The sequence below is a fragment of the Bradyrhizobium sp. SZCCT0148 genome, assembly GCF_018129985.1.
Lineage (GTDB): Bacteria > Pseudomonadota > Alphaproteobacteria > Rhizobiales > Xanthobacteraceae > Bradyrhizobium > Bradyrhizobium japonicum_H.
Map to the genome: position 1 here is coordinate 25796 of NZ_JAFCKT010000005.1, position 11912 is coordinate 37707.

An 11912-nucleotide genomic window follows, 5' to 3' on the forward strand; every position below is an offset into this window, starting at 1 on the left:
AGCGAAGCTTGGCGAGCCGGCGGCTACCTGATGCCGGCGACGCCGATCGCCAGCACCGACAGCAGCAGCGCGTTGCTCAGCAGTTGCAGCGCCGTGTTCGGCTGTGCCAGCCAGCGCGAGACCTTCTCGGAGAAGGACAGGGTCGGATCGGCGAACAGCGGCTCGAAAGTTTGCCTGAAGAAATGCGGGAACTTCGGCCCCAGCCATGGCATCATGAGACCGTGGAGGATCGTCACGGTCGCAACGAAGATGGCGGCTTCGAACGGCTTGCCGGCGAATTCAGACCCGTTGATCAGCCTCATCAGCAGCGCAACGCCGGAATAGGTCGGCAGGCCTTGCAGCATTGCATAGAGCGCAAAGCATTCGAGCCGGTTCCGGCCGGTGAGGTTGGGAGCGGCGAGGGTGGTCATTATAAAACTCCGGGCTGGTTGTGCCGGCAATCTCGCTCGGCGGGCGAAGCCCTTCCGTGATGCGTCTCACGTTTGCGCAGGCGCGTTCGTTTCCCATCCGAGGTCGAACAGAGAAGCGTCGTCCGCGCCGAGCGGCAAATATGGTTTTCCATTTCATTGATTTCATCGGACGGAGCAGCGAATACGGTTCCCATCATTCGTGCCGTGCCATGGAGACCAAGATGTCGTTTCGCCTGCCCCTGATCTTCGCAGCCGCGCTCGCCGCCTGGTCGGCAGCCGCCAGAGCCGAAACCATCAAGATCGGCGTGACGCCGGGCCCGCATGCGCAGATCCTCGAGGCGGTGAAGCCGATCGCCGCCAGGCAAGGGCTCGACATCCAGCTGCTCGAATTTTCCGATTACGTCGTGCCCAACGCTGCGCTCGATGCCGGGGAGATCCAGGCCAATTCGTTCCAGAACCAGCCTTATCTGGACAACCAGAAAGCCGACCGCGGCTACAAGATCGAGGCCGTCGGGCTGACCGTGAACTTCCCGATCGGCGTCTACTCGAAGAAGCACAAGGCCTTCGCCGACATCCCCGCGGGCGGCAAGGTCTCGATCCCGAACGATCCGACCAATGGCGGCCGCGTGCTGCTGCTGCTGCGCGACAAGGACGTGATCAAGCTGAAGGACGGGACCGGCTTCAAGCCGACGGTGCTCGACATCACCGAGAACCCGAAGAAGCTGAAATTCATCGAGGTCGACGCGGCGCAGGCGCCGCGCGCGCTCGACGACGTCGATGCCGCCGCGATCAACACCAATTATGCGACCCAGGCGGGGCTCGATCCGGTCAAGGATCCGATCCTGCGCGAGGCCCCCAGGGGCCCCTATGTCAACCTGATCGCCGTGCGCGCCGCCGACAAGGACAAGCCCTGGGTCAAGATCCTCGTCGACAGCTACCACTCGCCGGAAGTCAAGGAGTTCGTCCTCGCCAAGTTTAAGGGCGCGGTGCTGCCGAGCTGGTAGGCAGTCTGCCCAGCTGAAGCGCAGCCGCGCTTCTCAGCGGCGGCGTTTGCGTACGAGCCTTGCGCATTGTCCGCTTGTCTGGAGCAGAAGGAACCGACATCATCGGAAGGCCTGACCATCCTCGCCTGACAGGGGTCGCATGAAACGCTTTGCAAATCTGAAACGCCTGGGATTTTTCACGCGGCTTTTGGACGAGGCCCCGCCCGCCGAGCGCTATCGCTTCGCGGCTGAGCAGATCGTCCGCGCCGAAAAGGCGGGGCTCGATACCGCGTGGATCGCCCAGCATCACTTCCACGAGCGCGAAGGCGGCCTGCCGTCGCCCTTTACCTTCCTCGGCTACGTCGCAGCCCAAACCTCGCGCATCAGGCTTGGGACCGGCATCGTTACGCTGCCGCTGGAGAACGCGGTGCGGGTGGCGGAGGACGCAGCCGTGCTCGATCTCATCTGCAACGGCCGCTTCGAGCTCGGCGTCGGCACCGGCGGCAATCCCTCGGCCTTCGCCGCCTTCGGCCTCGACAGCGCCCAGCGCAACGAGATCTTTGCGCGCAATCTGGAGATCGTCCGCACCGCCCTGGTCGGCAAGCCGCTCGAAGGCGGCGATACGATCTATCCGCAGCGGCCGCAACTGGACAAGCGGATCTGGCAGGCCACGTTCTCGGTCGCCGGCGGCGCGCGGGCGGGCAAGGCCGGCGATGGCCTGTTGCTGTCGCGCACCCAGCCGCGAACCAGGGAGGCACCGAAGGCGACGTTGGCCGACATCCAGAACCCGGTGATCGACGCCTATCTCGCGGCGCTGCCCAAGGGAGCCGAGCCACGCATCATGGCCTCGCGCAGCGTCTTCGTCGCCGACGATCATCGCGAGGCGTTGCGACTTGCCGATATCGGCCTGCGCCGCGCGCTGCCGCAGTTCATGAAAGGCGGTCATCTTCCACCAGGCGAGACGCTGGACGAGATGATCACGGCATTCGACACCCATGTCGGCGATGCCGACCACGTTATCGCCTCGCTGCGGGCCGATGCGACGCTGGAGCGGGTGACGGACCTCGTCTTCCAGGTGCATTCGGTCGATGCCCCGCATCCCCATGTCCTGCGCTCGATCGATCTGGTCGCGGAGAAGGTGGCGCCCGCGCTCGGCTGGACGCGGACGGCGCCGGACGTGGCGCTGGCGGGCTGATCGGACATGACGAGCATCGCGTTGCACGAGGCTGAATGATGAGTACGCAGGATATCATCGACACGCTGGCCGGGATCGAGCCGGGCTCGGTCCTGGACGCCATCCGGGCGCGCCGCCTGCAGGCGCGAGAGAATGCGCAGAAGAGCTATCTCTCCCTGTTCGAGCCGATCGACGCCAGCGATGTCTCGCTGCTCGAACGCGCCGCGGTGGCTGCCTTCGTGACCGGGCTCCATGGCGAATCCCCGGTTGCCGCCTTCTATCGCGAGAAGCTCGCCGCGAGCGCGGGCGGCGCAGCTCTGCTTGAATTGATCGACGCCGAGATCGCGCGCGGCAAGACCTCGGGTCCTTATGGCTCGTATCCCGCGGGCCCATTGTCGGTCGAGAACACCGCCGGCCTGATCTATCGCGTGAGCGCCGCGAGCAAGCCTTCGCTTGGTGCGAGGCTCGCAGCAGTCCTCGAACATGCGCATCTGCTGGTGTTCCGTCCGCGCGATGCGGCCGCCGCCGACATGAATGTCCTGCTGGACGCCGGCTGGTCGACCACCGGCATCGTCACGTTCTCGCAGCTCGTCGCGTTCCTGGCGTTCCAGGTGCGTGTCGTCAGCGGCTTGCGCACGCTCGCCGCCGTGAACGCACACAAGGAAGCTGCATCATGAGCTCCGCCGTCAATCCGCCAGTCGCGTTCACCCAGGACGAACTGGATTGGGTCTCCTGGATCGATCCGCTGCCCGAGGCCGAGCTGACCGAGCGGCACTACGCCGGCCTGGTCGATCGCTCCCGCGCCAAGTCGGAATATTTCCGCCTGCTGGTGCGCGATCCCGAAGTGCTGGAAGCCCGCACCAAGACCGACAAGGACATCTTTTACAACGTTGCCGACGGCCTGCCGCGCGCCGAGCGTGAGCTCGCGGCGGCCGCGACCTCGCGTTACAACGGCTGCATTTACTGCGCCTCGGTGCATGCGCGCTTCGCCAGCACCTATTCCAAGCGCCGCGACGACGTGCAACGCCTGCTCGACGCAGGCATCAAGGCCGATCTCGGCGAGCGATGGAATGCCGTGGTCAAGGCCTCGGTCGCACTGGCCGCAACCCCAATCGCGTTCGGTCCTGACAATATCGAGGAACTGCGCCGCGCCGGTCTCGACGATGCCGAGATCGTCGATGTCATCAACGGCGCCTCGTTCTTCAACTGGGCGAACCGGCTGATGCTGTCGCTCGGCGAGCCCTCGACATAGGCAATCTCACCGGCACGAGAATTGCTGCCTTATTGAACTGGCGTTTCAACACCTGAGTGGATGGAGCCGTGCATGAGTAACATCGATCGTCGTAATCTGGTCAAGGGCTCGCTTGCCGCGATGATGGCGGGCGCGGCCTTCTCGCGCGGCGCCTTCGCCCAATCGTCAGAACCGATCCTGCTCGGCGTCAGCGGCCCTCTGACGGGACCGAATGCGCAATATGGGACGCAATGGAAGCAGGGCTTCGATCTCGCGCTCGACGAAATCATGGCGGCCGGCGGCATCAACGGCCGCAAGCTCGCCTATCAGTTCGAGGACAGCCAGAGCGATCCGCGCCAGTCGGTCGCGATCGCCCAGAAGTTCGTCTCCGATCCCCGCATCGTCATGGAGCTCGGCGATTTCTCCAGCCCGGCCTCGATGGCGGCTTCGCCGATCTACCAGCGCGGTGGCCTCGTGCAGTTCGGCTTCACCAATTCGCATCCCGATTTCACCAAGGGCGGCGACTTCATGTGGAGCACCTCGGTCAGCCAGGCCGACGAGCAGCCGCTGCTGGCCGCCTACGCCGTCAAGCGCCTCGGCCTCAAGAAGCTGGCGGTCCTGCACCTCAACACCGATTGGGGCCGCACCAGTCGCGATTATTTCACCAACGCGGCCAAGGAATACGGCGCCGAGATCGTGGTGACCGAGGGCTACATCGCGGAGGAACGCGACTTCCGCTCGACGCTGGTGCGCGTGCGCGACGCCAATCCGGACGGGCTGATCTTGATCTCCTATTATTCCGACGGCGCACTGATCGCCCGTCAGGCGCGGCAAGTCGGCCTGAAGCAGGCGATTTGCGCTGCGAGCTCGGTCTACTCGCCGAAATTCATCGAGCTCGGCGGCGAGGCGGTCGAGGACGTTCACGTTGGCACGCGCTACTTCCCCGAGGATACGCGACCCGAGGTGCAGAAGTTCATCGCGGGCTTCAAGAAGAAATATAACGGGCAGGAGCCCGACGCCTTCAATGCTTATTCCTATGACGCGATGAACATGGCCGCCGCCGTCGTCAAGATTGGTGGCACCGATCGCAAGGCGATCCGTGACGCCTTCACCAAGGTCAAGGATGTCCCCAGCGTGATCTTCGGCGCGGCGACGTTCGACGTCGCGACCCGCCGGGTCAAGGGCGCCATGAATGCCGAACTCGTCGTGCGCAAGGGCCAGTTCGCGCTCTGGGACGGCAAACCGACCTGACTGATGCCGGTGCATTCCGCCCCGGCCCGTTCTCCCTTCAGTAGGAACGCTGCGTGTCTTCCTGGCTCGATTACACGATCAACGGTCTGATCGTCGGCAATGTCTACGCTCTCGTTGCGGTCGGGCTCGCGCTGATCTTCGGCGTCAGCCGGCTGATCAACTTCGCGCAGGGCTCGATCTATCTGGTCGGCGCCTATATCGGCTGGGTCGCGGTGGTGCAGCTGCATACGCCGCTGCCGCTCACCATCATCGTGGTGGCGGTGGCGGCCGCCATCGTCGGGCTGATCATCGAGCGGTTCGGCTTGCGGCCGCTGCAGAACTCGGTGCGCATTGCGCCGCTGCTCGCCACCATCGGTATCAGCTTCGTGCTCGATCAGCTGGTGATGCTGACCTTCTCGCCCAATCCGCGCGCGCTGCCGAGCCAATTGCCGGATGTCCGCTTCCAGGTCGGCGGCGGCACCATCGGGCCTCTTGACCTGCTCATAGCCGGCGTCGGTCTCACCAGCGCGCTGCTGTTGTTCGTGTTCCTGCGCTACTCCAAGCTTGGCTGGGCGGTGCGCGCCACTGCGCAGGACCGCGACGCCGCGATGCAGATGGGCGTCGACGTCAATCGCGTCAATCAGGCCGTGTTCGGCATTGCCGCTGCGCTCGGCGGCGTCTCCGGCATGCTGGTCGGCATGTACTACAACCAGATCGACACCGCGATGAGCCTGCAGGCGACGCTGAAGGGCGTTGTCGCCGAAGTGGTCGGCGGCGCCGGCAATGTGCCGGGCGCCGTGATCGGCAGCCTGTTGCTCGGATTGGTGGAGAGCTACGGCGTCGCCGTGTTCGGCACCAGTTATCGCAATCTGTTCGCGTTCCTGCTGCTCGTCGTCGTGCTCGTGCTCAGGCCGAACGGTCTGTTCGCGAGCGCGCGGCAGGCGCCACCGGAGCCACTCACCGGCACCTTCATCGCGCCGAGCCGCCCGGTCCGCATTCCGCGCTGGGCGCTGCTGGCCGCAGCCGTGATCTTTGCGATCCTGCCGCTATTTCCGGTGTCGTTCTACGTGCTGCAAACCCTGATCAATGCCTGGCTGCTGGGCATGCTCGCGCTCAGCCTGACGCTGGTGGCGGGCACGATCGGCCAGGTCTCGCTCGGGCACGCCGCACTGCTCGCCATCGGCGCCTACACCTCCGCGCTGCTGTCGCTCACTCTCAACGTGCCGGTCGGCCTCGCCATCATCGGCGGCGGCCTGATGAGTGCTGCGCTCGGCACGTTGCTGATCTCGCCGTCGTTCCGGCTGCGCGGGCATTACGTGTCGATCGCGACGCTCGCCATCGGCGAGATCGTGTCGCTGGTGATCCTGAACTGGGAAAGCGTCACGCGCGGCCCGATTGGCATTTCCGGCATCCCGCCGCTGTCACTGTTCGGCACCGATCTGATCAGCCCGACCTCGATCTACTGGTTCAGCCTCGCCGTGATGGTCGTGCTGGCGTTGCTGCAGGGGCGGCTGCTGACCTCGCATCTCGGCCGGAGCTTCCGCGCCATCCGCGACGACGACATCGCCGCGCGTGCCTATGGCCTCAGCCTGAACCGCTACAAATCGCTCGCCTTCATCTTCGGCGGGTTCGCGGCCGGCGTCAGCGGCGGCATCGCCGCCCATCTCTATTCCTACATCAACCACGAAACCTTCAACACGCAGCAATCGATCCTGGCGCTGACTGTCGTCATCCTCGGCGGGCTCGGCAACGTTGTCGGCGCGATGTTGGGCGCGGTGGCGCTGGTCGGCCTGCCTGAAGTGTTCCGGATCGCGGCGGAGTACCGCATCCTGATCTATGGCATCGTGCTCCTGCTGCTGGTGCGGTTCCGACCGCAGGGCCTGTTGGGGACGATCTGATGGCGGAGCAGCTCAACTCCATGCTGTCCCTGCGCGGGCTGACGCGCCGCTTCGGTGGCCTCACCGCCGTCGACGCCATCGACCTCGATCTCGCCAAGGGCGAGCTTGTCAGCATCATCGGCCCCAATGGCGCCGGCAAGACGACGCTGTTCAATCTCGTCACCGGGCTCGACCGGCCCGACGCGGGCCACGTGAGCTTCGCAGGCCAGGACGTCACGGGCTTCTCGCCGGAGCGGCTTGCGGGCCAGGGCATCGCGCGCACCTTCCAGCTCGGCCGCGTCTTCGGCAATCTCAGTGTCATGGACAACGTCCTGATCGGGGCGCACACGCGCTTGCGTGCGGTAAAGCCGGCCGTCCCGGTGATCGGTCCGCTGTTGGAGCTCGGGCTCGCGCTGCTGCGTCCTTCCAGCGTCAGGAACGAAGAGGAGCGGCTGCGCGAAGAGGTGAAAGCGATTCTCGCCCGCTTCGGCGAGCGGTTGCTGCCGCGGATCGACCAGCCCGCTTACAGTCTGTCCTACGCCAACCGCCGCCGCGTCGAGATCGCACGCGCGCTGGCCCTGCAGCCGCGCCTGCTGTTGCTCGACGAGCCGACCGCCGGCATGAACCCGACCGAGACCGCGGAGATGCAGGGCCTCGTCACCGAGCTCAAGGCCGAAGGCCTCACCATCCTTCTGATCGAGCACAAGCTGGAGATGGTGATGCGCCTGTCCGATCGCGTCATTGTCATGGACGAAGGCAGGAAGATCGCCGAAGGGCCGGGCGAAGCGGTGCGCACCGATCCCAAGGTGATCGAGGCCTATCTCGGCCATGGGCTGTCAGGGGCGTCGGAGCAGGAGAGCGCGGCATGACGGCGAGCACACCGGAACCGCTGCTGGCGCTGTCGGAGGTCAACACCTTCTACGGCCAGGCCCAGGTGCACTTCGACCTGTCTATCACGGTCGCACGCGGTCACATCGTCTGCCTGCTCGGCGGCAATGCCAGCGGCAAGTCGACGACGATGAAGATCATTCTGGGTCTGGTGAAACCGCGATCCGGCGATGTCACGTTCGACGGCGCCTCGCTCATCGGACTGACCACGCCGCAGATCGTCCGCCACGGCATCGCCTCGGTGCCGGAGGCGCGGCGGCTGTTCGCGGACATGAGCGTGCGCGAGAACATCCTGATGGGCGCGTTCGTGCGCAACGACCGCCAGGCGATCGCACAGGATCTCGACAAGATGCTGACGCTGTTCCCGAAGCTCGGCCAGCGGCTATCGCAGCGCGCGGGCTCGTTGTCGGGCGGCGAGCAGCAGATGGTCGCGATGGCGCGGGCGCTGATGAGCCGTCCCAGGATGATCGTGATGGACGAGCCGACCATGGGCCTGTCGCCGCTCTATGTCGACCGCGTGCTCGAGCTGATCCGCACCATCAACCAGGAGGGCGTCTCCGTGTTCATGGTCGAGCAGAACGCCAGCTTGGCGCTCGAGATCGCGCATGAAGCCTATGTGCTGCAGACCGGCAAGATCGTGCTGTCAGGCTCGGCACGCACGTTGAAGGACGATCCCCGAATCCGTGACGCCTATCTCGGCGGCGCCGAGGCCGCCTGACGAATTGCGCTGAGCTCTCGACGTCATGGCCGGCCTGACCCGGCCATCCACGTCTTGTTCCCGGCACGAAGAGCGTGGATGCCCGGGACAAGCCCGGGCATGACGACTTCGATCTCGTCTCAAGCCGAAGCCGCGCTCGCGACCGGCTCCGCTGGCTGATCATCACCATTGGGATCGCCAGGCGCGGTGGCCCAGGCCAGCTCGACCAGCGTCACGATCCGGCGTCCGCCGCCGTCGAGCTGGACCACGATCAGGCCCTGCTCTTCCATGTAGCCGAGCAGTCGCTGCGCCCGGCGCAGCGAATGCGAGCCATAGGCGCGCGCGATCGCGGTGTCGCCGGGGCAGGGCCAGCCTTCCTTGGCCGCGCGCGCGATCATCATGAACACGCCCTGCATATCGTCCGGCAGGATGGATGCGCGAAGCGACACGTCCTGCCAGGCGTCGTCTTCGGCATGTTCGGCGCCGAGCCCGGCGCGCGCGCGCGTCAGCATGCGGCGGAATTCGGTGAGGTCAGGGACGGCCGAGCCCAATCCCTCGATGCGGCAACGGACCACGAACTCCTGATAGAGCACGCCGACGGCGCGAAAGCCGGCGTCGGGTGCGGCAAGCACGGCACGAAGGGTGCGATCGACTCGTTCGCGCCGCTCGGCGAGCTCCTCGGCGCTCACCGGCACCTCTTCCACTTCCGGCTGGACCACCGGCGCGGCGGCCTTCGCGGCACGGAGCTGCTCGAGCAGATCCGGCGCGGGCCGGCGTTGCGGCCGGCTGGCATCGGGCGGAGGCGCGGCCAGGATCATGGCGCGCATATCTTCCGAGGCCGCTTCAGGCAGCGGCATCAGCCGCGGCGTGGAATTGCGCGGGGACGTATCGGTCGGGCCGATGTGCAAACGCAGCGGACGGCGCGACAGCGCAGGTCCCAGTGCCATGAACTGGCCGCGCTCGAGATCGCGGAAGGATTCGGCCTGCCGCCGCTCCATGCCGAGCAGATCGGCGGCGCGCGCCATGTCGATGTCTAGGAAGGTGCGGCCCATCAGGAAGTTGGAGGCTTCCGCCGCGACGTTCTTGGCGAGCTTCGCCAGCCGCTGGGTGGCGATGATGCCGGCCAGGCCGCGCTTGCGGCCGCGGCACATCAGATTGGTCATGGCGCTGAGCGACAGCTTGCGCGCTTCGTCCGAGACTTCGCCGGCAATCGCGGGCGCGAACAATTGCGCTTCGTCGACGACCACCAGCATCGGATACCAATGGTCGCGATCGACCTCGAACATCCCGCCGAGAAACGCGGCGGCACGACGCATCTGGTTCTCGGCGTCGAGCCCTTCGAGATTGAGCACGGTGGAGACGCGATGCAGCCGCGCGCGTTCGCCGGCGACTTGAAGGCCGCGCTCGGTGTGATCCTCGGCCTCTATCACCAGATGACCGAAGCGCTCGGCCAGCGTGACGAAATCGCCTTCGGGGTCGATGATCGCCTGCTGCACCCAGGGCGCGCTCTGCTCCAGGAGCCGCCGCAGCAGATGCGATTTGCCGGAGCCCGAATTGCCCTGCACGAGGAGGCGGGTCGCCAGGAGTTCCTCGAGGTCCATGGCGGCCGGGGCGCCCGCCGTGGTCTGCCCCATCTCGATCGCAACCGTCATGCCCGACTCAAGTCCCCGTCATTCGCGGACAGGGGCTTATCAATCCCATCGCGGCGCGTCGAGCGGCACGGCGTTGATCAGGCCGCGTTGCCCACGGCGACGTTCAGGCGTGATTCGATAGCCGTAGAAGTGCGGGACGATAGGGGGCTTGCGGATCGTCGTCCTCGTTCTCCGGGATGACGCAGGAGCCGAATTCCTGCCGGATCCGCTCCATCTCGGCGATACGCTCGTGCAATCGCTGCAAATGCTCCGGCGATGTCGCCCGCCAGAACCGGAACGTGTCTGCCGTCAGCGGCACGAACGCCGTGCCGAACAGCGTCGGTTCGGAAACGACCGTGCGCCCGAGCAGCAGGAAGCGGTCGGCGCCGGAAACGACGAGGGTCGCATAGCCCCGGTTTCCGATCCGCCTGATGCCATTCAGCGACCATTCGGCGAGCTTGCTGAAATAGGGCTCCTCGCGCCAGCGATCGGGGCAATGGTCGTCGACCGTGACGTTCACGGCATCCTGGCTGAAATGCACGATGATCCCCGACTTAGCCGGGAACCAGTCGTCGTCGAGATGCCCCTGTAGCCAGGCGCAGACGAAGGAGCGGCACATTTGCGGGCGGCGGTCGTAGATGGTGCAGCCGGTGCCCGTCTGCCAGTGTTTGCAGAGCTGGTTCACCGGCTTCTCGACGGCGGCGACTTCCAAAATATCGCAGCAGGCGTTGCACGATCCGCATTGCCGGGCCAGCGGCGCCGCTTTCGGCAGGCCGATGGCACGAAAGCCCTGGCCGTCGCGCGCCAGCAGCTTCTGCTTCTCCAGCGTGTTCAACGCGCGCTCGACCTTGAGCCGGGACAATCCGGTCGCGTCGATGACGCCCTTCATGGTTGTCGCGCCGGCCTCCACCGCGCGAGCGACCTGCAACGTCAACTGATCCATCTTCGCTGACTTGTTCTTTCGCCCGTCATCCGGCTGGCGCGGGCAGACTGGAACCTGCTGCCCGGAACCGGCATCCGAAAATAGCTGCTCGAGGCAGTTCGGCAACTTTCGTTACGTAAAGCCAGACCTCGCACGGATGCAAATTTTTCGCAAATCGACCACGGGATCTGCGGGATTCGCACCGATCACGAGATTTAAAGGACCGGATTCGATGATGAAGATCAAACCGACCCGGCCAGGGGCCTGCTAGCTCAGCCGCATGAGCTTCCTGACCTTCTTCACGGCGACCTATTTCCTGCTGGCCGTGCCCGGGCCCACCAACACCCTGCTCGCGACATCGGGTGCGGGGATCGGCATCGCGCGCTCGCTTCGCCTGCTTGTGGCGGAGCTCGCCGGCTATCTGCTGGCGATCATGCTGTTGCGGCTGGCGCTCGGGCCCATCGTCATGGATATCCCGCTGGCGGCCGCCGTGCTCCGGGTGGCGGTGACCATCTACGTCCTGTGCCTTGCCGTCATGCTCTGGCGAGTCAACGCGCGCGAGCTGCGCGACGGTACAGCGGTGACGTTCGGCCAGGTGCTGCTCACAACCCTGTTGAACCCGAAAGCGCTCGTCTTCGCGTTCCTGCTCCTGCCGCTTGAGGCCGGTCCGATCGAACTGTTGTCGTGGTTGGGCGCGATCGCGATTCAGATCGTCACGGCTGGCGCCGCGTGGATCACTCTGGGCGCAACGCTCGGGCGCGGTGCCCGCCGGCTCGGGCATCCCGACCTCATCGCGCGCACGGGCGCGGTTACGCTCGTCGCCGTGACCGGCCTGATCTGGCTTCAATCATTCCTGAGCGCGTGAGCGA

General features: G+C 65.7%; 12 protein-coding genes. 9 read left to right on the plus strand and 3 right to left on the minus strand.

Annotation, left to right across the window (positions count from 1 at the left end):
• Positions 1 to 23 precede the first annotated feature (23 nt).
• A complete protein-coding gene (locus JQ580_RS17095; RefSeq protein ID WP_212281231.1) occupies positions 24 to 410 on the minus strand; it encodes a hypothetical protein in 387 nt (128 codons plus the stop codon).
• Between the two features lie 209 nt (positions 411 to 619).
• On the opposite strand from JQ580_RS17095, the gene JQ580_RS17100 reads away from it, so the two are divergent.
• From JQ580_RS17100 to JQ580_RS17135, 8 genes are all read left to right on the plus strand, one after another.
• Positions 620 to 1414: a MetQ/NlpA family ABC transporter substrate-binding protein gene (locus JQ580_RS17100; RefSeq protein ID WP_212281232.1), complete on the plus strand. Its 795-nt coding sequence runs from the start codon at positions 620 to 622 to the stop codon at positions 1412 to 1414.
• 139 nt (positions 1415 to 1553) lie between these two features.
• Complete coding sequence (locus JQ580_RS17105) at positions 1554 to 2588, plus strand: putative FMN-dependent luciferase-like monooxygenase (protein ID WP_212281233.1); 1035 nt, start codon at positions 1554 to 1556, stop codon at positions 2586 to 2588.
• A 38-nt stretch (positions 2589 to 2626) separates the two neighbouring features.
• Complete coding sequence (locus JQ580_RS17110) at positions 2627 to 3244, plus strand: CMD domain protein (RefSeq protein WP_249134263.1); 618 nt, start codon at positions 2627 to 2629, stop codon at positions 3242 to 3244.
• The gene (locus JQ580_RS17115) at positions 3241 to 3819 is read left to right on the plus strand and encodes an alkylhydroperoxidase domain protein (RefSeq protein ID WP_212281235.1); all 579 of its coding nucleotides are present in this window, start codon (positions 3241 to 3243) and stop codon (positions 3817 to 3819) included. Before JQ580_RS17110 ends, JQ580_RS17115 begins: the two co-directional genes overlap by 4 nt.
• 72 nt (positions 3820 to 3891) lie before the next feature.
• Positions 3892 to 5049, plus strand: coding sequence for an ABC transporter substrate-binding protein (locus JQ580_RS17120; RefSeq protein ID WP_212281236.1), 1158 nt, complete (start codon positions 3892 to 3894; stop codon positions 5047 to 5049).
• A gap of 53 nt (positions 5050 to 5102) precedes the next feature.
• On the plus strand, positions 5103 to 6926 hold the full coding sequence (locus tag JQ580_RS17125) for an ABC transporter permease (RefSeq protein ID WP_212281237.1): 1824 nt from the start codon (positions 5103 to 5105) through the stop codon (positions 6924 to 6926).
• Complete coding sequence (locus tag JQ580_RS17130; protein WP_212281238.1) at positions 6926 to 7774, plus strand: ABC transporter ATP-binding protein; 849 nt, start codon at positions 6926 to 6928, stop codon at positions 7772 to 7774. The genes JQ580_RS17125 and JQ580_RS17130 overlap by 1 nt, the downstream gene beginning before the upstream one ends.
• Positions 7771 to 8511 (plus strand): ABC transporter ATP-binding protein, encoded by a 741-nt coding sequence (locus JQ580_RS17135; RefSeq protein WP_212281239.1) that lies wholly within the window; start codon positions 7771 to 7773, stop codon positions 8509 to 8511. Before JQ580_RS17130 ends, JQ580_RS17135 begins: the two co-directional genes overlap by 4 nt.
• A gap of 119 nt (positions 8512 to 8630) precedes the next feature.
• Here JQ580_RS17135 and JQ580_RS17140 read toward each other — a convergent pair whose 3' ends face one another.
• Positions 8631 to 10142, minus strand: coding sequence for a helicase HerA domain-containing protein (locus JQ580_RS17140; RefSeq protein WP_212281240.1), 1512 nt, complete (start codon positions 10140 to 10142; stop codon positions 8631 to 8633).
• 103 nt (positions 10143 to 10245) lie between these two features.
• Positions 10246 to 11064: a YkgJ family cysteine cluster protein gene (locus JQ580_RS17145; protein ID WP_212281241.1), complete on the minus strand. Its 819-nt coding sequence runs from the start codon at positions 11062 to 11064 to the stop codon at positions 10246 to 10248.
• A 259-nt stretch (positions 11065 to 11323) separates the two neighbouring features.
• Between JQ580_RS17145 and JQ580_RS17150 the strand changes: the two genes are divergently transcribed.
• Positions 11324 to 11908, plus strand: a complete 585-nt coding sequence (locus JQ580_RS17150) for a LysE family translocator (protein ID WP_212281242.1) — start codon at positions 11324 to 11326, stop codon at positions 11906 to 11908.
• Positions 11909 to 11912: the final 4 nt, after the last annotated feature.

Bases quoted from the DNA above. Each gene is read 5' to 3' on its own strand.
- JQ580_RS17095 (WP_212281231.1), bottom strand. From the start codon at position 410: ATGACCACCCTCGCCGCTCCCAACCTCACCGGCCGGAACCGGCTCGAA.
- JQ580_RS17100 (WP_212281232.1), top strand. From the start codon at position 620: ATGGAGACCAAGATGTCGTTTCGCCTGCCCCTGATCTTCGCAGCCGCG.
- JQ580_RS17105 (WP_212281233.1), top strand. From the start codon at position 1,554: ATGAAACGCTTTGCAAATCTGAAACGCCTGGGATTTTTCACGCGGCTT.
- JQ580_RS17110 (WP_249134263.1), top strand. From the start codon at position 2,627: ATGAGTACGCAGGATATCATCGACACGCTGGCCGGGATCGAGCCGGGC.
- JQ580_RS17115 (WP_212281235.1), top strand. From the start codon at position 3,241: ATGAGCTCCGCCGTCAATCCGCCAGTCGCGTTCACCCAGGACGAACTG.
- JQ580_RS17120 (WP_212281236.1), top strand. From the start codon at position 3,892: ATGAGTAACATCGATCGTCGTAATCTGGTCAAGGGCTCGCTTGCCGCG.
- JQ580_RS17130 (WP_212281238.1), top strand. From the start codon at position 6,926: ATGGCGGAGCAGCTCAACTCCATGCTGTCCCTGCGCGGGCTGACGCGC.
- JQ580_RS17135 (WP_212281239.1), top strand. From the start codon at position 7,771: ATGACGGCGAGCACACCGGAACCGCTGCTGGCGCTGTCGGAGGTCAAC.
- JQ580_RS17140 (WP_212281240.1), bottom strand. From the start codon at position 10,142: ATGACGGTTGCGATCGAGATGGGGCAGACCACGGCGGGCGCCCCGGCC.
- JQ580_RS17145 (WP_212281241.1), bottom strand. From the start codon at position 11,064: ATGGATCAGTTGACGTTGCAGGTCGCTCGCGCGGTGGAGGCCGGCGCG.
- JQ580_RS17150 (WP_212281242.1), top strand. From the start codon at position 11,324: ATGAGCTTCCTGACCTTCTTCACGGCGACCTATTTCCTGCTGGCCGTG.